Below are 20,914 nucleotides of genomic sequence, written 5' to 3'. Positions count from 1 at the left end.
ACTACCATCACGGACATGGTGCGACCACCCCTGACCACGGCCGAGCGCGAGCGCGGCGAGCGGCTCGGCCGAGCGCTGCGCGAGGCCCGCGGCGCCCGGAGCATGACCGAGGTCGCCGCGGCCGCCGGGGTGCCGGTGGAGACGCTGCGCAAGATCGAGAGCGGCCGCGTGCCCACGCCCGCCTTCTTCACCGTCGCCGCCCTCGCCGGGGCGCTCGGGATGTCCCTGGACGGTCTCGCCGCCATGAACCGGGCCGCCGTGGATCAGATCTTGACGGGGTAGTGCGGCTCGGGGACGACCGGGCGGATGCGGCGCTCGATGAAGATGCCGTGCCAGATCATGAAGACCAGCAGCGCCCAGATGCGGCGGCTGTGGTCCAGCGCGCCCGACCGGTGCTCCTCCAGCAGGCGCATGACCGCGTTCTTGTTCAGCAGGGCGTCGGTCTGCGACTCCAGGATGATCGTGCGGGCCCAGTCGTACATCTCCGCGCGCAGCCACAGCCGGATCGGCACCGGGAAGCCCAGCTTGCGGCGGTTGAGCACGTGCGCGGGCACGACCTCGCGCAGGGCCTGGCGCAGGGCGTACTTGGTGGTCTCGCGGGTGATCTTCTCCTCGAGCGGCACATCCGCCGCCACCGCGAAGACCGCGGGGTCGAGGAACGGCACCCGCAGCTCCAGCGAGTTCGCCATGGTCATCTTGTCGGCCTTGACCAGAATGTCGCCGCGCAGCCAGGTGTAGAGGTCCACGTGCTGCATCCGGGTGACCGGGTCCCAGCCCGCCGACTCCCGGTACGGCCCGGCGGTCAGGTCGCGGTGGCCCACCCGCGGGTCGAAGGTGCGCAGGACCGGCGCGAGCTGGTCGTCGCGGAAGATGCGGGCGTTGCCGTAGTAGCGCTCCTCCAGCGACAGCGAGCCGCGGCGCAGCAGGTCCTTGCCGCGGGTGCCCTCGGGGATCTTCGTCGACACCTTGCCCAGCAGCTTGCGCAGCGACCCCGGCACCCGCTCGAAGGGCGCCAGCGACAGCGGCTCGCGGTAGATCGTGTACCCGCCGAACAGCTCGTCGGCACCCTCGCCGGAGAGCACCACCTTCACGTGCTTGCGCGCCTCGCGGGCGATGAACCACAGCGGCACCAGCGCCGGGTCGGCCACCGGGTCGTCGAGGTACCAGACGATCAGCGGCAGGGCCTCCATCATCTCCGGCGCCGAGACCGTCCTGACCACGTGCTTGACCCCGATCGCCGCGGCCGACTCGGCGGCGACGTCGACCTCGGAGTAGCCCTGGCGCTCGAACCCGGTGGTGAAGGTCACCAGGTCCGGGTTGTGCTGCTTGGCCAGCGCGGCGATCGCGGTGGAGTCGATGCCGCCGGAGAGGAACGAGCCCACGGTGACGTCGGCGCGCATGTGCATCCGGACCGAGTCGCTCATCACATCGGCGATGCGCGCGTACAGCCGCTCGGCCTCGGCCGGGCCGTGCACCGGCTTCGGCGTGAACTTCGGCACGAAGTAGCGGCGCTTCACCGGCCCATCGCCCGGGGTCAGCGTGAACGCCGTGCCGGACTCGATGCGGTGGATCGTGGTGTGCAGGCTCGCGGGCTCCGGCACGTACTGCAGCGTCAGGTAGTGCTGGAGCGCGCGGCGGTCCAGCTCCAGCGGGATGCCCAGCACCGGGGCCAGCTCCAGCAGCGACTTCTTCTCGCTGGCGAAGGCCGCCCCACCCGGGCCGACGGCGTAGAACAGCGGCTTGATGCCGAACGGGTCGCGCGCGCCGAACAGGGTCTGCTTGTGGCTGTCCCAGATCAGGAACGCGAACATGCCGCGCAGCCGGGACACCGCCGCCTCGCCGAGGTAGTGGTAGGCGGCCACGATCGTCTCGGAGTCACCGTCGGTGTGGAAGACCGCGCCGAAGCGGCCGGTCAGCTCCGCCCGCAGCTCCAGGTAGTTGTAGATCTCGCCGTTGAACAGCAGCGTGTACCGGTGCGGCGCCTCGGCGGGCCCCCACACGAGCGGCTGGTGGGAGTGCTCGATGTCGATCATCGAGAGCCGGTTGAAGCCGAACACGGCCTCGCCGCCGTTCCACGTCCCGCTCTCGTCCGGGCCGCGGTGCCGCTGGCACCGCATCGCCGCGCCCACCGCGGACCGGGCCGCGGCGGCGTCCATGTCGGAGGGACAGATCAGTCCAAGCAGACCGCACACGGGTTCTCGCGCACCTCTCGTGGTCCGGCGGGGGGAGAGGCCAGTATGCCGGTGCGCGAGTTCACCGGTGTGACCCACGTCCGATCACCCTCCAGCGGTGTGGCGCAGGTCGCTGGGCTAGGCTCCGGATGCTCCTGGAGGGCCGCTGCGCAGCCGTAACCGCGCTCGGCGGGGGCGTGGAGTCATCGTGTCGAGGAGGATCGCGCAGTGGGCACACCGCAGGCCACCGGGGCCGATCGGCCCGGGAACCGCACGGCACGGGCGGCGAAGCTGGCCGGTGTCGTCGCACTGGTCGCCATCCTGGCCACCGGCTGCTCCACCGAGGAGGTCCTGCGGTTCGGCTGGCCGGAGGGCATCACCCCGCAGGCCGACCGGATGCGGGTCTTCTGGACCTGGTCGGTCGTCGCCGCGCTCATCATCGGCGTGATCACCTGGGTGCTGATCCTGTGGCCGGTCGTGGCCCACCGCAAGCGCGGGGAGAAGCTGCCCAAGCAGTTCCAGTACAACCACTTCCTGGAGCTCATCTACACCGGCATCCCGGTGGTGATCGTGGTGGTGCTGTTCTACTTCACCGCCACCACCCAGAACTACGTGCAGGCCGAGACCGACGACCCGGACGTCGTGGTGGACGTGATCGGCTTCCAGTGGAACTGGGAGTTCGACTACCTCTCCTACAAGGACACCACCGGCGTCGAGCGCGAGCCCGCCGCACCCGGTGACGAGACCGTGCGCACCATCGGCAGCTCCGCGGAAATCCCGATCCTGGTGCTGCCCAACGACCGGGTGATCGAGTACCGGCTGCGCGCCCACGACGTCATCCACTCGTTCTTCGTCCCGGAGTTCCTGTTCAAGCGCGACGTCTTCCCGCACCCGGACAAGAACAACCAGGACGCCACGTTCCAGAACCGCATCGACCAGACCGGCTCCTTCGTCGGCCGCTGCGCGGAGCTGTGCGGCACCTACCACGCGATGATGAACTTCGAGGTCCGCGTGGTCACCCCGGAGATCTTCGACCGGTACATGGACCTGCGCACCAAGGTCAACCCCGCCACCGGCAAGGGCTACACCACCGCCGAGGCGCTGACCGAGCTCAACTGCGGAGACCTGTGCGTCCCGCACGCGGTGACCACCTCGCCGTTCAACACCGACCGCACCGCGCGCACCGCGTCCGGCTGAGAGCGAAGGACTCCTAGCAATGAAGGTCGAAGCCAGGCTGTTCGACGTCACCACGGGCTTCTTCTTCCTCGCCGCCATCGTCTACGGGCTGTGGTCCAAGGCAGCGGACGGCTTCGTGGAGCCGGTGGGCACCGTCGGGCTGATCCTGACCGGCGGGCTCTCGCTGATCATCGGCTCGTACTTCCACTTCATCGCCCGCAGGCTGACCCAGCGCCCCGAGGACAACCCCGACGCCGAGATCAGCGACGGCGCCGGTGAGCTGGGCTTCTTCAGCCCGGGCAGCTACTGGCCGGTCGCCATCGCCGCCTCGGCGGCGCTCGCGGGCCTGGCCATGGCGTTCTGGCAGATCTGGCTGCTGGTCATCGCCGTGGTGCTGGTGCTGATCACCGTCGGCGGGCTGGTGTTCGAGTACCACACCCGGCCCGATCACGACTGACACCCACGCTGGGGAAGGACCGTCGCCGTCATGGCGGCGGTCTTTTCACTTTATGCCGCACTTTCAGCGGCGTTCTTCTCGTGCCAGGCTCAGTGGGCGGAAGGAATTCCGTGCCCGCCCGGTGCCGCGCGGCGACGTTCCCGGCCGACCCCGGGAACGCGGCCCGCCCGGCACGATCGCGGGCAACCGGACCACGGCGCCCGGCGATCCCGGGCGCCCAAGAACAGCAGGGAGCCGCCCCGTGAAGCTCGCCAGCCGCATGGACCGCCTTGGCACGGAATCGGCCTTCGAGGTGCTGGCCAAGGCCAAGGCCCTGGAGGCGACCGGCACCCCGGTGATCCACCTGGAGATCGGCGAACCGGACTTCGACACCCCCGCGCACATCGCCCGCGCCGCGCGGGACGCCCTGGAACGCGGCATGACCCACTATGTGCCCGCCCCCGGCATCCCGGAGCTGCGCGCCGCGGTGACCGCGTCCCTGGAGCGCGACGGGCGGATGACGACCACCCCCGATCGGGTGATCGTGACCCCGGGCGCCAAGCCGATCATGTTCTTCACCATCCTCGCGCTCTGCGAGGAGGGCGACGAGGTGCTGTACCCGGACCCCGGCTTCCCGATGTACGCCTCCATCGCCGCCTTCGCGGGCGCGACCCCGGTCCCGGTGCCCCTGCGCGAGGCCAACGGCTTCACCATCGACCCCGACGAGCTGGCCGCGCTGGTCACCCCGCGCACCAAGCTGCTGATCCTCAACTCCCCGCACAACCCGTGCGGCAGCGCGCTGGACCGCGCCCAGATCGAGGCCATCGCCGACATCGCCATCCGCCACGACCTGACGGTGCTCTCCGACGAGGTCTACTGGGCCCTGCGCTACGGCGGCGAGCACCACAGCGTGCTGGACGTGCCCGGCATGGCCGAGCGCACCGTCCTGCTCGACGGGTGGTCCAAGACCTACGCCATGACCGGCTGGCGGCTGGGCTACGGGGTGTTCCCGGCCGAGCTGGTCGAGCCGGTGTCCCGGCTGGTCATCAACTCGGTGTCGTGCACGTCGGCGTTCAGCCAGCACGCGGCCATCGCGGCGCTGGAGGGCCCGCGCGAGGACGTCGACCGGATGCGGGAGGCGTTCGCGGCCCGCGCGGAGATCGTCGTCGACGGGCTCAACGCGATCCCCGGCGTGTCGTGCGTGCGGCCCGGCGGGGCGTTCTACGCCTTCCCGAACGTCACCGGCCTCGGCCTGTCCTCCGGCGAGCTGGCCGACCGGCTGCTCAACGAGGCCGGGGTCGCCGCGCTCCCCGGCACGGCGTTCGGCCAGTACGGCGAGGGCTACCTGCGCTTCTCCTACGCCAATTCCACCGACAACATCAAGGCCGCCATCGGCGCGTTCGCCGACCTGGCCGGAGAGGTGACCCGTGGCTGACGCGGTGCTGGTGACCCGGCGCATGGTCGACGCGGCGATGGCCGCCCTGGACGGGCTCGGCCCGGTGGAGGTCTACACCGGCCCGCCGACGGCGATCCCGCGCGAGGAGCTGCTGCGCAGGGTGGCGGGCAAGGCCGGGCTGCTCACCGTCCTGACCGAGCGCGTCGACGCCGAGCTGCTGGACGCGGCGGGCCCGCAGCTGCGGGTGGTGGCCAACCACGCCGTCGGAGTGGACAACATCGACATCCCCGAGTGCACCCGGCGCGGGGTCCTGGTCACCAACACCCCCGACGTGCTGACCGAGGCCACCGCCGACCTGGCCTGGTCGCTGGTCCTGGCCTGCGTCCGCCGCGTCGCCGAGGGCGACCGCTTCCTGCGCGCGGGCACGCCGTGGACCTGGGACCCGCGCATGATGCTCGGCCACGACCTGCACGGCCGCGTGCTGGGCATCGTCGGCTGCGGGCGCATCGGCCAGGCCACCGCGCGCCGGGCGCTCGGCTTCGGGATGCGGGTCGTCTACCACAACTCCCGGCCCCTGCCGCCGGAGGTCGCCGAGCCGCTGAAGGCGGAGTGGCGCTCCTTCGACGACCTGCTCGCCGAGTCCGACGTCGTCTCAGCGCACTGCCCGCTGACCGACGACACCCGGCACCTGTTCGGCGCGTCGGCGTTCCGGCGGATGAAGCCGACCGCGGTGCTGGTGAACACCGCGCGCGGACCGGTGGTGGACGAGGCCGCGCTGGTCGAGGCGCTGCGCGCCGGGGAGATCTTCGCCGCGGGGCTCGACGTCTACGAGCAGGAGCCCCAGGTGCACCCCGGCCTGCTGGAGCTGGACTCGGTGACGCTGCTGCCGCACCTGGGCAGCGCCACCGTCGGCACCCGCGAGGCGATGGGCCTGCTCGCGGTCGGCAACCTCACCGCGGCGCTGGCCGGGGAGCGACCCCGGAGCCTGCTCAACCCCGAGGCGCTCTAGGCCAGCTCGCGGGACAGAGTGGCCCAGCGCTCCAGCAGGGACGCCGCCGCGCCGGAGTCGATGGCTTCCGCGGCGGCGCCCAGGCCCGCGCCGAGGTCGGCGTGCAGGTCGGCGGTCAGCCCGCGGAACGCGGCGATGGCCCCGGCGGCGTTGACCAGGACGGCCTCGCGGACCGGGCCCGGCTTGCCCGCGACCAGGTCGCGCACGACCGCGGCGTTGACCTCGGCGTCACCGCCGCGCAGGTCGGCGGGGGCGGCGGGGGAGACGCCGAGGCGGGTGGGGTCGACGGAGTCCTCGCGGACCGTGCCGCCGGAGACCACCCACACCCGGGTGGTGGTCGTGGTGGTGATCTCGTCGAGGTTGTCGTCGCCGCGCACGACCAGGACGCTGGCGCCGCGCTTGGCGAAGACCTCGGCGACGATCGGGGCCATCCGGGCGTTCGCGCAGCCGACCAGGCCCGCGCGCGGCTGGGCCGGGTTGGTCAGCGGGCCCAGCACGTTGAACGCCGTCGGGATGCCCAGCTCGCGCCGGGGCGGGCCGGTGAAGCGGAAGGCCGGGTGGAACGCGGGCGCGAAGCAGAAGCCGATGCCCACCGCGCGCACGCACTCGGCCACGGCGTCGGGGGTCAGCTCGATGGCCACCCCCAGCGTCTCCAGCACGTCGGCCGTCCCGCACTGCGAGGACGCAGCCCGGTTGCCGTGCTTGACCACCGGCACGCCCGCGGCGGCGGTGACCAGGGCGCTCATGGTGGAGATGTTCACAGTGTGGGCTTGGTCGCCGCCGGTGCCCACGACGTCGACGGCGTCGGCGGACACCTCGACCCGCCGGGCGTGCGCGAGCATGCCCGAGGCCATCCCCTCGACCTCGGTGGCCGTCTCGCCCTTGGCGCGCAGGGCGACGGCGAACCCGGCGATCTGCGCGGGGGTGGCCGTGCCGGTCATGATCTGGTCCATCGCCCAGGCGGTGTCCTCCGCGCCGAGGTCGACGCGGTCGATGAGCCGGGTCAGCAGGGCGGGCCAGGTGCGGGCCACGACGGTCACCCGCGCAGGACGGGCAGGCGCTTGGTGCGCAGCACGTCGGCGACGGTCTCGGCGGCGGTCAGCGGGTCGAGCGGGTGCACGAGCACCGCCTCCGCCCGCGACCACGTCGCCAGCCAGCGGTCGTCCTTGCGGCGCACGGCGACCACGATCGGGGGGCAGTCGGCGATCTCGTCCTTGAGCTGCCGCGCCAGCCCGATGCCACCGGTCGGCTGGGCCTCGCCGTCGAGGATCGCCAGGTCGATCTCGCCGCTGTCCATCGCCATCAACACCCCGGAGATGGTGTCGACCTCGGCGTAGACCACGCGGCCGATGTCGGCGGCGGGCCGCCTGCCCACGGCTGTGACGATGGTCTCGCGCACCTCTGGCCGGTGGCTGAACACCAGGATCTTCAACGGCTGCGTGGTCATGGCGTCCTCCAATGGTCGGGCCAGGCGATGTTATCGGGCTCACCGCCGTGCGTCCTCGAGGGTTCCTAGCTCGTGACTTGAGCTATTTCCTGCGGATTAACCGCCGGGGAAAAGCCCAGCGCAAGTGTGACGCGGTGCACGCAAGACCCGACCGGGCGCGCCCCTTACCCGCAAGACATAATGCGTCGCGTGACAGCAGCAGCGCCCTCCATCGGTCAGCGCATCCACTCGCTGAACCGGCCGAACATGGTCAGCGTCGGCACCATCGTGTGGTTGTCGAGCGAGCTGATGTTCTTCGCCGGCCTGTTCGCCATGTTCTTCACGGTGAAGGCGCAGAACGCCACTGGCGTGTGGCCGCCGATCCTGGAGTCCACCGGCGAGCCGATCCACCTGAACCTGCCGCTGGCGCTGCCGTTCACCATCATCCTGGTCGCGTCCTCGTTCACCTGCCAGCTGGGCGTGTTCGCCGCCGAGCGCGGCGACGTGTTCGGGCTGCGCCGGTGGTACCTCTTGACCTTGATCATGGGCGCGGTCTTCGTCGGCGGCCAGGCCTATGAGTACTTCCAGCTCGTGCACGAGGGCGTGACGATCCCGTCCGGCGCCTACGGCACGGTCTTCTTCCTCACCACCGGTTTCCACGGCCTGCACGTGATCGGCGGCCTGATCGCCTTCGTGTACCTGCTCATGCGCACCCGCCTGAGCAAGTTCACCCCGGCGCAGGCCACGTCGGCGATCGTCGTGTCGTACTACTGGCACTTCGTCGATGTCGTCTGGATCGGCCTGTTCGCGATCATCTACCTGGTGCCGTGATGGCCGCCCACCACCGCTTCGCCGCTCCCGAACCGACCGCAAGGGTTGCTGCTCAATGATCAACAAACTCCGCAGCCGGACGAAGCTGCGCAGGCGGGTGGCCGGTCTGCTGGCCCTGTCCTTCGCGTTGATGTCGGTCGGGCTGCTCTACACCGCCTTCGCCCCGGAACCCCCGGTCGCCCAGGCCCAGGCCGACCCCGCGCTGCTGCGCAAGGGTGAGCTGATCTACAACCGCACCTGCATCTCCTGCCACGGCGCGAACCTCGAAGGCGTGACCGACCGGGGTCCCAGCCTCATCGGCATCGGCGAGGCGGCGGTGTACTTCCAGACCGCCACCGGCCGCATGCCGATGGTGCGCCAAGAGGCCCAGGCCGACCGCAAGCCCCCGGCGCTGACCCCGGACGAGATCGACGCCCTGATGGCGTTCGTGCAGTCCCGCGGCGGCGGCGTCACCCTGCCCGAGGGCGAGGGCGCCGCGCTGGTCGGCGACAACCCCGCGCGCGGCGGCGACCTGTTCCGGCTCAACTGCGCCTCCTGCCACAACTTCACCGGCCGCGGCGGCGCGCTGTCCTCGGGCAAGTACGCGCCCAAGCTGGACGGCGTCACCGAGCAGCAGATGTACGCGGCGATGCTGAGCGGCCCGCAGAACATGCCCAAGTTCTCCGACCGGCAGCTCTCCCCCGAGGAGAAGAAGGACATCATCGCCTTCGTCAACTCGGTCACCGACGGCAACAACAACCCCGGCGGCAACGCGCTCGGCGGTCTCGGCCCGCAGTCCGAGGGCCTGATCGCGTTCATCGTGGGCATCGCCGCGCTGGTGGGCATCACCCTGTGGATTGGGGCGAAAGCATGAGCGCCAACAACCCCGAGCAGCAGCCCACCGAGGCCGAGCTCGCCGAGATGTCGCGCGACGAGCTGGTCCGCCTCGGCACCAGGCTCGACGGCGTGGAGCTGGTCGAGTACCCCGACCCGTGGCCGGTCAAGGGCACCCGCGCGGAGAAGCGCGCCGAGCGGCTGGTCGCCCTCTGGTTCGCCATCGCCGCCCTCGCCGGGCTGGCCTTCATCGTCGTCTTCGTCGCCTGGCCCGCCGACTACGTGCCGCCGAGCGACCCCGGCCACTTCATGTACTCGCTCTACACCCCGATGCTCGGCCTCACCCTCGGCGTGTCGATCCTCGGCATCGGCGTCGGCGTGCTGCTCTACACCAAGAAGTTCATCCCGCACGAGCTGGCCGTGCAGCAGCGCCACGACGGCGGCTCCAGCGAGATCGACAAGGCCACGGTCGTCGCCGGGCTGGCCGACGCGGGCAACCGCAGCACCATCACCCGCCGCCCGCTGATCAAGGCGACCCTGGGTGCGGGCGCGGGCGTCATGGGCCTGGGCCTGGGCGTGTTCGCCATCGGCGGGTTCCTCCGCGACCCGTGGAAGAACAGCGACGGCAAGGAGTCGCTGTGGCGCACCGGCTGGCACGAGCCCAGCGGCGAGCGGGTCTACCTGCGCCGCGCCACCGGCAACCCGCACGAGGTCGTGCTGGTGACCCCCGGTGACCTCGACACCGGCGCCATGGAGACGGTCTTCCCGTTCCGCGAGTCCGAGCGCGACGACGAGCACGCGCTGGCCGTGGCGCTCAAGCGCTCGGACAACCCGGTCATGCTGATCCGCCTGCGGCCCGAGGACGCGGCCAAGGTGATCAAGCACCAGGGCCAGGAAGACTTCAACTACGGCGATTACTACGCCTACTCCAAGATCTGCAGCCACCTGGGGTGCCCGACGTCGCTCTACGAGCAGCGCACCAACCGCATCCTGTGCCCGTGCCACCAGTCGCAGTTCGACGCGCTGCAGTACGCCAAGCCCATCTTCGGCCCGGCCACCCGCAAACTGGCGCAGCTGCCCATCGCCCTCGACGAGGAGACGGGCTACCTTTACGCCAGGAGCGATTTCATCGAGCCCATCGGGCCCGCGTTCTGGGAGCGTAAGTCATGAGTGCGATCACAACTCCCACGAAGCCCCGGTCGGTGGCCGCTCGCGCCGCCGGTGGCGCCGCGAAGTGGGCCGACGACCGGTATCACATGGCGGGCGGCATGCGCCGCCAGTTCAACAAGGTCTTCCCGACGCACTGGTCCTTCCTGCTCGGCGAGATCGCGCTCTACAGCTTCATCGTGCTGCTGCTGACGGGCACCTACCTGGCGCTGTTCTTCGACCCGTCCATGGTCGAGGTCGTCTACCAGGGCTCGTTCACCAACCTGCGCGGCCTGGAGATGTCGAGGGCCTACGAGTCCTCGCTGGAGATCGCCTTCGACGTTCGCGGCGGCCTGTTCGCCCGCCAGATGCACCACTGGGCGGCGCTGCTGTTCATGGCCGCCCTGGTCACGCACATGTTCCGGGTGTTCTTCACCGGCGCGTTCCGGCGCCCGCGCGAGGTCAACTGGGTCATCGGCGTGCTGCTGTTCATGCTGGGCGCGCTCGAGGGCTTCTCCGGCTACTCCCTGCCCGACGACCTGCTCTCCGGCGCGGGCCTGCGGATCATGTCCGGGCTGATCCTGACCATCCCGGTCATCGGCACCTGGACGCACTGGCTGCTCTTCGGCAGCGAGTTCCCCGGCACCGAGATCGTGCCGCGGCTCTACACGCTGCACATCCTGCTGCTGCCCGGCATCATCCTGGCGCTGATCGGCGTGCACCTGGCGCTGGTCTGGTACCAGAAGCACACGCAGTTCCCGGGCGTGGGGCGCAAGGAGACCAACGTCGTCGGCGTGCGGATCATGCCGGTGTTCGCGGTCAAGGCCGGTGGCTTCTTCGCCGTCGTCGTCGCGGTCACCGCGCTGCTCGGCGGGCTGTTCCAGATCAACCCCATCTGGAACTTCGGCCCGTTCAACGCCGCGCACATCTCCGCGGGCACGGTGCCCGACTGGTACATGGGCTGGACGGACGGCCTCATCCGGCTCTGGCCCGCGTGGGAGGTCTACCTCGGGGACTACACGATCCCGGCGTCGTTCTTCCCGTTCATGCTCGGCCTGCCGCTGCTGTGCGGTGTCGCCGCGGTGTACCCCTGGATCGAGCGGCGGTTCACCAGGGACTACGCCCACCACAACCTGCTGCAGCGCCCGCGCGACGTCCCGGTGCGCACCAGCCTCGGCATGATGGCGATCACCTACTTCATGGTGTCGCTGCTGTCGGCGGCCAACGACGTGCTGGCGGAGAAGTTCTTCATCTCCCTCAACGCCACGACGTGGATCGGCCGCATCGGGCTGCTCGTGCTGCCGCCGCTGGCGTACTTCATCACCTACCGCATCTGCCTCGGCCTGCAGCGCGCGGACCGCGAGGTGCTGGAGCACGGTGTGGAGACCGGCATCATCAAGCGCCTCCCGCACGGCGAGTTCATCGAGGTGCACCAGCCGCTCGGCCCGGTCGACGACCACGGCCACCCGATCCCGCTGGAGTACCAGGGCGCCCCGGTGCCCAAGAAGATGAACAAGCTGGGCTCGGCTGGCGAGCCGGTGCAGGGCTCCTGGCTCAGCCCGGACCCGCCGGAGGAGACCGTGGCCCTGGCCCGCGCCCGCGCGGCCCAGCACGGCCACGGCGCCGCGCAGATCGAGTCGGGCCCGACCGAGACCGGCACGCACACCGCGTCGATGCAGGACCCGACCAAGGAACTCTGACGCACCGCGCTGACGTATTGCGCTGACGCACTGCGCTGACAGGGGCGGCACCCGGCTCGGGTGCCACCCCTTCGCGCGATAGCCTGCCGCCGTGACCAGATGGGCGGGCGCGGTGTGCCTTCTCCTGTCGCTCGCCGCGTGCGCGACCCCGACATCCCCCGCGGAGGCACCTGCCGTGAGCGCCGTCGCCGAGGGCTGCCCGTACCCGGACTCCGGTTTCGACTGCGACTTCCAGCGCCGCTTCGCCGCGGCCGAGCGCTACGCCGGGACCAGGCCCGGCGCGACGGCGGTGGTGGTCCGCGACCGCGGCCTGGACGCCGTCTGGCGCAATCCGCACGCCGGTGACCTGGTCTGGACGGCGTCGACGATCAAGCTCGCGATGGCGGCGGACCTGCTCGTGCGCCACCGCGCCGGGGACATCGCGCTGAGCGGGGCCGACCGCGCCGACCTGGACGCGATGCTGTTCGACTCCGACGACAAGGCCGCCACCGCCCTGTGGATGCGCTACTCCGGGCCCGACCACACGGTGTTCAACGCCGCCTTCCCGCGCCTCGGGTTGACCTCGCTGCGCCCGCAGCCCGGGTTCGGCCCGGTGTTCCCGTACTGGGGCTTCCAGAAGTGCACGGCGGAGGACCTGGACCGGCTGCTCGCCCACGTGCTGGGCTCGCTGGCCGAGGCCGACCGCGACTACCTGGTGGACCGGATGCGCTCCGTCGCCCCGAACCAGCAGTGGGGCGTGTGGGCGGCGGGGCCCTCGGCCCGGCCGGGCACGAAGAACGGCTGGTCCGATGAGGACACCGGCTGGGTGATGAACAGCATCGGGTTCGTCGGCCCCGATGAGCGCTACACCGTGGTGATCCTCAACGACCTGCGCGGCGAGGGCGGCTACGACGAGGGCAGGGAGACCACGAGCGAGGTCGCCCGCCTGCTGTTCGCGGGCCGGTTCTGACTACCACTTCTGCTCGTCGCCGAAGATCCGGCTGTCGCTGAAGTCGTCGTCATCGGGGCGCTGGGGCTCGGTTCGGGGCTCATCGACGCCGGGGATGCGCTGCACGGTGTCGCGGTCGCCGCCCAGGGGGACGAACGCCTCGGCGACGGTGCTCGCGGCGCTCTGGCGGGCCTTGCGGGCCACCGCCATGATCTCCGCGGCCAACTCGGCGGCGGGCCGCTGGGTGGCCTTGTCCGCCAGGCGCAGGTCCAGCAGCGCGCCGTTGGGGGCCACGGTGACGGTGATGGCGCGGTCCTGGGAGGTCTCGGTGGTGCCCGCGGACTCCAGGTCGCGCTTGAACGCGGTGGCCTTCTGCTGGAGGTCGGCGACCTTGCGCTCGAAGTCGGCCAACCACTCGTCCGGGGTCTGCACGCCGGACAGCATAGGGTGGCCGGGACGACACCGTCCCGAATTGTCCTACCGAAGGGAACTGCCGATGATCACGGCGATCGTGCTCATCCACGCCGCGACCGACCGCCTCCCGGAGACGGCGCAGAAGATCGCCGACATCGACGGGGTGAGCGAGGTCTACTCCTGCGCCGGGGACGTCGACCTGATCGCCGTGGTGCGCGTCGGCGACCACGAGGCCCTGGCCGAACTGGTGCCCGGCGCGATCGGCAAGGTCGACGGCGTGCTCGACACCGACACCCACATCGCGTTCCGCTCCTACTCCAGCCGCGACACCGAGGCCGCCTTCGCCATCGGCATCGACGAGCCCTGAGCCACGTCCCGTCTGGGTGGTCCGAGCGGCGGTCAGCGACCCGTGAAGTACACGAGGGTCTTGCCGTCGTTGGCGATCAGGGACCAGTGCGCGCGGTTGTCCTGGGCGCCTGTGACGTCGAAGAGACCGCCCCGTCCGCTCCGGCAGGCCACCGCGATCACGACGGGGGCGCCCTGCGCGACAGCGGAAATCGGCAGCGGGAATCGGCCTTTCTGGAAACCCCGGAATCGTGGGTCTGTGACCGCGCCTGTCCGCCGCCTGCTGGTTGCGGGGTGCTGCTAGTCGCGGGGGATCTGGGACGTGCGGGCGTGGTCGGCGCGTTCGAGCCAGTGCCGCCAGGTGGCGGCGGCGTGTGCGGGTTCGGTCCACGGGGTCGAGGTGCGCACCAGGCGGGTGCCGGGGCGGTCCAGCCAGCGCAGGATGACCGACACCTCCTCCGGTGCGGCGCCGTGGAGCGGGCCGGGGCCGGTGAAGACGGTCTCCGCCGAGGCGACGAGCTGCTCGACGACCGGCATGGGGGCGATGCCGCGCGGGGCCACCCCGGCGCTGGCCAGGCGGCCGTGGCGCACGACGGCGAACTCCCAGCCGCCCGCGCCGTCGGGGCGGGCGGCGATCAGCTCGGCGACGCGGGCCAGCGCGGCCAGCCGCTGGCCGCGGTCGAGCGCGCGGATCAGCGTGCTCATGCGGTCGCGGTCGGTGCGGGCCTCCTCGTAGCGCTGGGCGGCGGAGAGGTCCAGCAGGCGGGCTTCCAGGGCGCGCAACGGGTCGGTGCGGGCGCCCGCGACCAGGGCGCCGACGCTGTCGACGGCGGGGGCGTACTCGGCGGCGCTCTGGTGGCCCGCGCAGGGGGCGGCGCAGCGGTCGAGCTCGGCCAGGGCGCACGGGGTCGCCGAGGGGGAGCGGGTCGGGATGCGGATGGTGCACGGGCGGATGCCGGTGGCCTGCTGGAGCGCGTGCATGGCGTCCTCGGCCATGGAGCGGCTGCGCAGCGGGCCCAGGGCGCCGTCGCGGGGGGCGCGGACCAGGGACAGGCGCGGGAAGGGCTCGTCGGTGAGGGTGACCCACCAGGCGTTGTGGGGGTTCTTGGAGCGGCGGTTGTAGGCGGGCTTGTGCGCGGAGATCAGGCGCAGCTCGCGGACCTCGGCCTCCAGCGAGTGCGCGCAGGTGACGTGGTCGACCCGGACGGCGAGGGCGACCATCTCGCGCAGGCGGCGGCGGACCTCGCCCGCGGTGAAGTACTGCCGGACCCGGCGGCGCAGGTCCGAGGCGGTGCCGACGTAGAGCACCTCCTCCGACGGCCCGCGGAACAGGTACACCCCGGGCTCGTTGGGCAGGTCCTCGGCGAGGGACCGCTTGCGCCGCTGGGCGTCGGTGACCTCCGGCAGGTAGCCGAGCAGCTCCTCCAGCGACTGCACGCCCAGCGACCCGACCCGCCCCAGCAGGCCGTGCAGCACGTCGACGGTGGCGCGGGCGTCGGCGAGGGCGCGGTGGATGGGCTGGGTCTCGGCGCGGAAGAGCGCGGCCAGGGCGGAGAGCCTGCAGCTGGGCGCCTCCTCCCGGCTGAGCACCCGCCTGCCGAGGCGGACCGTGCAGACCACGGTGGGCTTGGGCCAGGCGTAGCCGAGCCTGGCGCAGGCGGCCTTGACGAACCCGACGTCGAACCCGGCGTTGTGCGCGACGAGGACCGACCCGGCGGCGAACTCCAGGAAGGCGGGCAGCACGGTGCGCAGCCGGGGCGCCGCCGAGACCATGACCTCGGTGATGCCGGTCAGCGACACCACCTCCGGCGGGATGCCCCGCTCCGGGTCGACCAGGGTGGCGAACTCGCCCAAGACCACGCCGCCGCGCACCTTGACCGCGCCGAACTCGGTGATCGCGTCGGCCTCGTGGCTGCCGCCGGTGGTCTCCAGGTCGAAGACCACGAAGGTGGTCTCGCGCAACGGCGTGCCCAGCTCGTCGAAGGTCAACTGCCCAGTCCCGGTCATCCCCCTGAAGCTAGGTCACGGCACCGACAAAAAGCGGACACGCCGCACTGCGTCGTTACCATGCCCGACTAACCTGGAGAGATGGCTCCGCCTCCGGGTTCCGCGCCCGCTGACCCGCCGTCCACGCCGGACCACGAGTTCCGGGATTCCACTGTGGACTGGGCGGCGCTGCCGGAGCCGGTCAGGGCCAGGCTCGCCGAGCTGGCCGCCGAGGCCGTCGGCGCCCTGCCCTCGGTGGACGTCCCCCAGCCGCTGCGCGCGGTGGCCCGCTTCGCCCCCGCCAAGCGGGCCAGGCTCGGCGGCGGGCTCATCCTGGCCAGCCTCCGGGAGGCCGCGGCGTTCCGCACCGCGGTGGTGACCTGGGCCCGCGAGCACAAGCCCGCCGCCCTCGACATCGGCACCACCGACCCGGTGGCCGCCGCCGCGGCGGCCGTGCTGCTCGGCGAGGACTCCGCGGTCCACTACATCGAGCTGGTCGGACGCCGGGCCACCGACTTCGCCCTGCGCGCCGAGCGCGACGCCGCGGTGGCCAAGCTCCGCAGGACCGAGGCCGAGCTGACCCGCGTCCAAGCCCTGCTCGACGACTCCGCGACCGTCGCCGACCGCGTCCGCGCCGAGGGCGAGACCGAGCTGGAGCGGCTCCGCAAGCGCCTGCGGGAACAGGGCGTGAAGCTGCGCGATGCCAAGGACGCCGCCGCCGCGGCCGCCGCCGAGCTCGCCGAGGTGCAGAAGAAGGTGGCCGCCGACCTCACGGTCCTGACCGAGCAGCGCGACCGGGAGCGCGAGCGCGTCGAACACGAGCGGGCCAGGGCCGAGCGGGCCGAGACCGACGCCGAGATCGCCCGGCAGTCGGCGCGCGAGGCCCGCCAGGCCGACGAGGTGCGCCTCGCGCTGCTGGTCGACACCCTCGACGGGGCGGTGACGGGCCTGCGCCGCGAGCTGGCCCTGGGCGGCGGCGGCCCCCGCCCGGCCGACCTCGTGCGCGGCGCGACGGCGGCACAGGGCGTGGCGGGCCGGGTGGAGGACCCGGCCGCGCTGGACCGGCTGCTGGCGCTGCCGTCGGTGCACTTGGTGGTCGACGGGTACAACGTGACCAAGACCGGTTATCCGGAGTTGTCGCTGGCGGATCAGCGGGACCGGCTGATCCGCCAGTTGGCGTCGCTGGCGGCGCGGACGTCCGCCGAGGTGACGCTGGTGTTCGACGGGGCCGGGGTGGTGGCGGTGCCGGTCGCCGCGCCCCGGGGTGTCCGGGTGCTGTTCAGCGACCCCGGGGTATTGGCGGACGACGTCATTCGCGCATTGGTCACCGCGGAGCCCGAGGGCAGGCCGGTGGTGGTCGCGACATCGGATCGGGCGGTCGCGGATTCGGTGCGCCGACGGGGTGCCCACCCGGTTCCCTCCGCCGTTCTCCTCGCCCGCTTGGGCCGCATCTGAACGGCGGCCGGATCGTCCATGATGTCGCTGCGCCAGCCGATTGCCTACCCGGCTGTACTGCGCTTGACCAGGCGATAGTTTGCTCATCGCCGCCCCCCCGAGGTGCTGGCGCCGGCCGAGGAAAATCCGCTTTTCTTGGTATTCTCGCGAAAGTATTGGTATTTCTCGGGAATTCCCGCAAAAACGTTTGTGATGGCGGGGACTTCCTGTGGCGGTGGGTGTGAATAGGGCGCGCGTATTGGCCGCCGCGATGGTGGTGGGTGTGGTCCTTTGGCAGCCATTGGCGGTGGCGCAGCGGAATGAACCGCCCCGCCCGCCAGAGGCCGGGGCCGGGCCCGGTGCCGTGGTGCCTGACCCCCGCCCCGGCGAGGCGTTCGCCGATCCCGCCGTCGCCGCGCTCCAGCGCACCGCGGGCGACGTGCAGCGCGAGCTGTCCGACCTCTCCGCCCAGATCCGCACCGCCGAGGACGACCTGCGCGCCGCCACCGAGGCCGCCGACGCCGCCCGGACCGAGCGCCAGGCCGCCGATGAGGTCGTCGCCGCCCAGCAGGCCGAGGTCGACCGGTTCACCGCCGCGCTCCTCGCCGTCCAGTTCCGCCCCGGTGACATCCAGGTGCTCCTGACCGTCGGCGCCCCGGCCGACTTCCTCCAGGGCAGCGCCATGATCGACCGCCTGCGCGCCGAGCAGGACGGCACCCTGACCGCCGCCCTGACCAGGCAGCGGGCCGCGCGCACCGCCGAGCAGGGCGCCGTCGACGCCCAGAACACCGCGGGCAGGCGCAAGGCCGACCTCGACCGGCGCACCGCCGACGCGACCAACCGGGCCGCCGCGGTCTCCTCGGAGATGCGCGGCCGGATCGCCGAGACCGACGCCGCGGTCATCGCCGCCCAGCGGGCCCAGCGGGAGCGCAACGAGCGGACCGCCGAGAACTGGCGGGCGTACACCGGCAGGCTCCGAGCCGCCGGGATCACCGCGCCATCGGCGGCGGCCCTGCGCGACCCGGCCGCGCTGCCCCCGGGACTGCGTCCCGTGCCCGGGAAGGACGGCCCCCAGGCCGGTGTCGCCGAGACGGTCCTCCCCGGTGGGGAGCGGCTGCTGGTCCTGTCCAGGGAGACGATCGCCGCCGTCGACACCGCGGTGGCCGCCCTCGGCAAGCCCTACGTCCCCGGGCGCGGCGGGGAAGGCCCCACCGCCTACTCCTGCGACGGTCTCGTCCGGGCCGTCTACAAGCGCGCCCTCCCCGCCTCGGCGGACGAGCAGATGGCCGTGCTCCAGCCGGTCGCCGAGCCCCAGCCCGGTGACGTGGTGTTCGTCGGACCCGCCCGCCTCGGCGTGCAGGGCGTGGGCATCGTGCTGGACGAGCGGACCATGCTGGCCGCCGACGCCCGGCTGGCCGGGGTCGTCGTCACCGACCTGCCCGGCGCCGACACCGTGCTCGGCCTCGCCCGGCCCGCCCTCGGCGCCCGTCCGGCGCGGCCGGTGCCCCGGGCCGACGACGGCGGGCTCACCTGGCGCTGCGGCGGCGTCCAGCTCCCGCCGCGGGGGCCGGGGGAGGCCGCGGGGGCGTGGGGCGGCTACCCCAACGGCCTGATCCCGGCGGCGGCGCTGTGCCCGCTCGGCGTCGGCGGCCACGCCCTGCGCTGCGACGCCGCGGGCGCCTACCGGGCGATGTCGGAGGCGTTCGGGGCCGCGTTCGGCGGGCCGCTGTGCATCACCGACTCCTACCGCACCTTCTCCGCGCAGGTCCGGCTCTACGGGCAGAAGCCCGCCCTGGCCGCCGTGCCGGGCACCAGCAACCACGGCTGGGGCCTGGCCGTGGACCTCTGCGGCGGCGCGCAGTCCTTCGGCTCGCCGGAGTACCGCTGGCTGGCGGCCAACGCCGCGGTTTTCGGGTGGTCGAATCCGGCGTGGGCACAACCGGGACGCGGCCGTGAGGAACCGTGGCACTGGGAATTCATTGGCGCCTGACCTGGGCCGGGATATCGTCGGTTCGAACACCTGAGCGAAATTGTCGGTCCCTTCCCCTAACGTGATCAGCGTTGGACCGCGAGTGAGGGAAAGGAGTCCGGGCCATGATCATTGACTGCGACCGGTGCGAGGTCCGCGCCAAGGACGCGTGTGCCGACTGTGTGGTCAGCGTGCTGCTGGGCGCGCCGCCCACCGTCGACCTCGACCCGTCCGAGCAGGCCGCCATCGATGCCCTCGCCGCCGCCGGGATGATCCCGCGGCTGCGCTTGGTGCCGGTGGAGAAGTCAGCGTGATCGCGTCGAATTCGGCCGACACGCCCGGGTGAATCCGGCGGCTCGCTGAGTGGTCGGTGTGGATCGGTGAGTGGTTTCACCACCCGGGTGAACTGTGCTGTTGTGCTCATCACACAACGCAGTCAGCACTGCTCCGTTGGGGGTTCCTCGCGAATCTCCCGGTGTTTTGGCCACGGTCGGTAGACGCGGTGGCTTACGTTTCGTAACCTGTCCGAGATTTCGCGGCAGCCCGTCGCCAACCCCGAGGCGACGACGCGGAATCGCCGCCCTGCTCGGCCCGTGAGGGCCGGACCGGTCCCCCCAACGGTCGGCAGCCTTCACACGTCGGCGTGGCGGTCATGAGGACAAAGGAGTACGCGCGACGTGTCGTCGCATCGACTCAAGCGGGCCCTGAAGGGCGCGATGGGTGTCACCGCAGTCGTCGCGGTGGTGAGCTTCTCCCCCTCACCCGCCCTGGCCCAACCCCCCGCCCCCCCGAACACCGCCTCCGAGGCGGTCAAGAAGTACCAAGAGCTCAGCGAGCAGGCCAGCAACGTCAACGAGGACCTGCTCAAGGCCAAGGAAGACCTGAAGGTCAAGCAGGCCGAGTACGACAAGGCCACCAAGGACGTCGCCGCGGCCAAGAAGCTGGAGCAGGCCGCGCGCGCCCAGGAGGAGCAGTTCCGCGGCGAGGTCGACGACCTGGCCAGCGCCTCGTTCCAGGGCGCTCGGTTCAACAAGGTCTCCGCCCTGCTGACCGGGGACTCCCCGGAGGACTTCCTCGAGCGCGCGTCGGCCTTGTCGGTCCTGGCCGCCGACAGCGAGCAGGCGCTGACCAAGTACACCGGCGCGGTCAGCACCGCCGAGGAGGCCCGCAAGGCCGCCGAGGACGGCCAGCGCCGCGCCGCGGAGGCCAAGGCCTCCGCCGAGAAGCTCACCGCCGAGATCACCAAGAAGCGCGACGACCTGCAGAAGCAGATCACCGAGGTCGAGCAGGCCAAGCAGCGGCTGACCGCCAAGGAGAACCAGGAGCTGCAAGGCCCCTCCGACGACGGTGTCTACCTGGCTCCGCAGGGCGCCGCCGGGATCGCCATGCAGACCGCCCTGGACCAGCGCGGCGACCCGTACGTGTGGGGCGCCGAGGGCCCGAACGCCTTCGACTGCTCCGGGCTGGTCCTCTACGCCTACCGCGCCGCGGGCGTGTCGCTCCCGCACTCCAGCCGGGCGCAGTACGGCTACGGCAAGTCGGTGTCCCAGAGCGAGCTGCAGCCCGGCGACCTGCTGTTCTACGGCGGCAGCGCGTCGTCCATCCACCACGTCGCCATGTACATCGGCGGCGGGCGGATCGTGCACGCCTCCACCTCGGGTGTCCCGGTGAAGACCGACACCGTCGCGGGCGGCGGCCGTGATTACTTCGGCGCCAAGCGCATCGTCGGCTGAG

At 71.9% G+C, this 20,914-nt stretch carries 20 protein-coding genes; 15 read left to right on the top strand and 5 right to left on the bottom strand.

What is annotated here, in order from left to right:
* The first annotated feature begins 15 nt into the window (after positions 1-15).
* Positions 16-282 (top strand): helix-turn-helix domain-containing protein, encoded by a 267-nt coding sequence (locus ACTG9Q_RS17720; protein ID WP_455573897.1) that lies wholly within the window; start codon positions 16-18, stop codon positions 280-282.
* Here the strand turns inward: ACTG9Q_RS17720 and asnB are convergent.
* Positions 264-2,192: an asparagine synthase (glutamine-hydrolyzing) gene (asnB, locus tag ACTG9Q_RS17715; protein ID WP_455573896.1), complete on the bottom strand. Its 1,929-nt coding sequence runs from the start codon at positions 2,190-2,192 to the stop codon at positions 264-266. The genes ACTG9Q_RS17720 and asnB overlap by 19 nt on opposite strands.
* 207 nt (positions 2,193-2,399) lie before the next feature.
* On the opposite strand from asnB, the gene ctaC reads away from it, so the two are divergent.
* The 4 genes from ctaC to ACTG9Q_RS17695 all read left to right on the top strand — a co-directional run bounded on the left by ctaC (position 2,400) and on the right by ACTG9Q_RS17695 (position 6,188).
* On the top strand, positions 2,400-3,368 hold the full coding sequence (ctaC, locus tag ACTG9Q_RS17710; RefSeq protein WP_455573895.1) for an aa3-type cytochrome oxidase subunit II: 969 nt from the start codon (positions 2,400-2,402) through the stop codon (positions 3,366-3,368).
* Between the two features lie 19 nt (positions 3,369-3,387).
* Positions 3,388-3,804 carry a cytochrome c oxidase subunit 4 gene (locus ACTG9Q_RS17705; protein ID WP_455573894.1) on the top strand — a complete coding sequence of 139 codons (417 nt, stop codon included), beginning with the start codon at positions 3,388-3,390 and terminating at the stop codon, positions 3,802-3,804.
* A gap of 241 nt (positions 3,805-4,045) precedes the next feature.
* Positions 4,046-5,218: a pyridoxal phosphate-dependent aminotransferase gene (locus ACTG9Q_RS17700; RefSeq protein ID WP_455573893.1), complete on the top strand. Its 1,173-nt coding sequence runs from the start codon at positions 4,046-4,048 to the stop codon at positions 5,216-5,218.
* Positions 5,211-6,188 carry a 2-hydroxyacid dehydrogenase gene (locus tag ACTG9Q_RS17695; protein ID WP_455573892.1) on the top strand — a complete coding sequence of 326 codons (978 nt, stop codon included), beginning with the start codon at positions 5,211-5,213 and terminating at the stop codon, positions 6,186-6,188. The genes ACTG9Q_RS17700 and ACTG9Q_RS17695 overlap by 8 nt, the downstream gene beginning before the upstream one ends.
* On the opposite strand, the gene trpD is transcribed toward ACTG9Q_RS17695, so the two are convergent.
* Entirely contained in the window at positions 6,185-7,228 is a 1,044-nt protein-coding gene (gene trpD, locus ACTG9Q_RS17690; protein ID WP_455573891.1) for an anthranilate phosphoribosyltransferase, read from the bottom strand. The genes ACTG9Q_RS17695 and trpD overlap by 4 nt on opposite strands.
* Positions 7,225-7,635, bottom strand: a complete 411-nt coding sequence (locus tag ACTG9Q_RS17685; protein ID WP_455573890.1) for a hypothetical protein — start codon at positions 7,633-7,635, stop codon at positions 7,225-7,227. The genes trpD and ACTG9Q_RS17685 overlap by 4 nt, the downstream gene beginning before the upstream one ends.
* Positions 7,636-7,815: 180 nt before the next feature.
* On the opposite strand from ACTG9Q_RS17685, the gene ctaE reads away from it, so the two are divergent.
* The 5 genes from ctaE to ACTG9Q_RS17660 all read left to right on the top strand — a co-directional run bounded on the left by ctaE (position 7,816) and on the right by ACTG9Q_RS17660 (position 13,053).
* Positions 7,816-8,445: an aa3-type cytochrome oxidase subunit III gene (gene ctaE, locus ACTG9Q_RS17680; RefSeq protein ID WP_455573889.1), complete on the top strand. Its 630-nt coding sequence runs from the start codon at positions 7,816-7,818 to the stop codon at positions 8,443-8,445.
* Positions 8,446-8,500: 55 nt separating this feature from the next.
* Positions 8,501-9,298, top strand: coding sequence for a cytochrome bc1 complex diheme cytochrome c subunit (gene qcrC / locus ACTG9Q_RS17675; protein ID WP_455573888.1), 798 nt, complete (start codon positions 8,501-8,503; stop codon positions 9,296-9,298).
* A complete protein-coding gene (qcrA, locus tag ACTG9Q_RS17670) occupies positions 9,295-10,428 on the top strand; it encodes a cytochrome bc1 complex Rieske iron-sulfur subunit (protein ID WP_455573887.1) in 1,134 nt (377 codons plus the stop codon). The genes qcrC and qcrA overlap by 4 nt, the downstream gene beginning before the upstream one ends.
* Positions 10,425-12,104 carry a cytochrome bc1 complex cytochrome b subunit gene (gene qcrB, locus ACTG9Q_RS17665; protein WP_455573886.1) on the top strand — a complete coding sequence of 560 codons (1,680 nt, stop codon included), beginning with the start codon at positions 10,425-10,427 and terminating at the stop codon, positions 12,102-12,104. The genes qcrA and qcrB overlap by 4 nt, the downstream gene beginning before the upstream one ends.
* Before the next feature lie 91 nt (positions 12,105-12,195).
* A complete protein-coding gene (locus ACTG9Q_RS17660) occupies positions 12,196-13,053 on the top strand; it encodes a tat pathway signal sequence (RefSeq protein ID WP_455573885.1) in 858 nt (285 codons plus the stop codon).
* Here the strand turns inward: ACTG9Q_RS17660 and ACTG9Q_RS17655 are convergent, their stop codons facing one another.
* The gene (locus tag ACTG9Q_RS17655; RefSeq protein ID WP_455573884.1) at positions 13,054-13,464 is read right to left on the bottom strand and encodes a YbaB/EbfC family nucleoid-associated protein; all 411 of its coding nucleotides are present in this window, start codon (positions 13,462-13,464) and stop codon (positions 13,054-13,056) included. It abuts the gene before it with no gap.
* A 64-nt stretch (positions 13,465-13,528) separates the two neighbouring features.
* Here ACTG9Q_RS17655 and ACTG9Q_RS17650 point away from each other — a divergent pair, with 64 nt between their 5' ends.
* Positions 13,529-13,813 carry an Lrp/AsnC family transcriptional regulator gene (locus tag ACTG9Q_RS17650; RefSeq protein ID WP_455573883.1) on the top strand — a complete coding sequence of 95 codons (285 nt, stop codon included), beginning with the start codon at positions 13,529-13,531 and terminating at the stop codon, positions 13,811-13,813.
* A gap of 278 nt (positions 13,814-14,091) precedes the next feature.
* Here the strand turns inward: ACTG9Q_RS17650 and ACTG9Q_RS17645 are convergent, their stop codons facing one another.
* The gene (locus tag ACTG9Q_RS17645) at positions 14,092-15,798 is read right to left on the bottom strand and encodes a DEDD exonuclease domain-containing protein (protein ID WP_455573882.1); all 1,707 of its coding nucleotides are present in this window, start codon (positions 15,796-15,798) and stop codon (positions 14,092-14,094) included.
* 81 nt (positions 15,799-15,879) lie between these two features.
* Between ACTG9Q_RS17645 and ACTG9Q_RS17640 the strand changes: the two genes are divergently transcribed.
* The 4 genes from ACTG9Q_RS17640 (at position 15,880) to ACTG9Q_RS17625 (ending at position 20,913) form a co-directional block, all read left to right on the top strand.
* Positions 15,880-17,232, top strand: coding sequence for an NYN domain-containing protein (locus ACTG9Q_RS17640; RefSeq protein ID WP_455573881.1), 1,353 nt, complete (start codon positions 15,880-15,882; stop codon positions 17,230-17,232).
* A gap of 346 nt (positions 17,233-17,578) precedes the next feature.
* A complete protein-coding gene (locus ACTG9Q_RS17635; protein WP_455573880.1) occupies positions 17,579-19,201 on the top strand; it encodes a D-alanyl-D-alanine carboxypeptidase family protein in 1,623 nt (540 codons plus the stop codon).
* Positions 19,202-19,305: 104 nt separating this feature from the next.
* Positions 19,306-19,494, top strand: a complete 189-nt coding sequence (locus ACTG9Q_RS17630; protein ID WP_455573879.1) for a hypothetical protein — start codon at positions 19,306-19,308, stop codon at positions 19,492-19,494.
* Positions 19,495-19,857: 363 nt separating this feature from the next.
* Positions 19,858-20,913 carry an NlpC/P60 family protein gene (locus ACTG9Q_RS17625; RefSeq protein ID WP_455573878.1) on the top strand — a complete coding sequence of 352 codons (1,056 nt, stop codon included), beginning with the start codon at positions 19,858-19,860 and terminating at the stop codon, positions 20,911-20,913.
* The last annotated feature ends 1 nt before the right edge of the window (position 20,914 follow it).

This window comes from Actinokineospora lacus (genome assembly GCF_053813445.1).
The sequence above is the reverse complement of the archived record's forward strand: the minus strand, read 5'-3'. Positions and strand labels throughout refer to the sequence as shown.

Bases quoted from the DNA above. Each gene is read 5' to 3' on its own strand.
- ACTG9Q_RS17720 (WP_455573897.1), top strand. From the start codon at position 16: ATGGTGCGACCACCCCTGACCACGGCCGAGCGCGAGCGCGGCGAGCGG.
- ACTG9Q_RS17705 (WP_455573894.1), top strand. From the start codon at position 3,388: ATGAAGGTCGAAGCCAGGCTGTTCGACGTCACCACGGGCTTCTTCTTC.
- ACTG9Q_RS17685 (WP_455573890.1), bottom strand. From the start codon at position 7,635: ATGACCACGCAGCCGTTGAAGATCCTGGTGTTCAGCCACCGGCCAGAG.
- ctaE (WP_455573889.1), top strand. From the start codon at position 7,816: ATGCGTCGCGTGACAGCAGCAGCGCCCTCCATCGGTCAGCGCATCCAC.
- qcrC (WP_455573888.1), top strand. From the start codon at position 8,501: ATGATCAACAAACTCCGCAGCCGGACGAAGCTGCGCAGGCGGGTGGCC.
- qcrA (WP_455573887.1), top strand. From the start codon at position 9,295: ATGAGCGCCAACAACCCCGAGCAGCAGCCCACCGAGGCCGAGCTCGCC.
- qcrB (WP_455573886.1), top strand. From the start codon at position 10,425: ATGAGTGCGATCACAACTCCCACGAAGCCCCGGTCGGTGGCCGCTCGC.
- ACTG9Q_RS17650 (WP_455573883.1), top strand. From the start codon at position 13,529: ATGATCACGGCGATCGTGCTCATCCACGCCGCGACCGACCGCCTCCCG.
- ACTG9Q_RS17645 (WP_455573882.1), bottom strand. From the start codon at position 15,798: ATGACCGGGACTGGGCAGTTGACCTTCGACGAGCTGGGCACGCCGTTG.
- ACTG9Q_RS17640 (WP_455573881.1), top strand. From the start codon at position 15,880: ATGGCTCCGCCTCCGGGTTCCGCGCCCGCTGACCCGCCGTCCACGCCG.
- ACTG9Q_RS17630 (WP_455573879.1), top strand. From the start codon at position 19,306: ATGATCATTGACTGCGACCGGTGCGAGGTCCGCGCCAAGGACGCGTGT.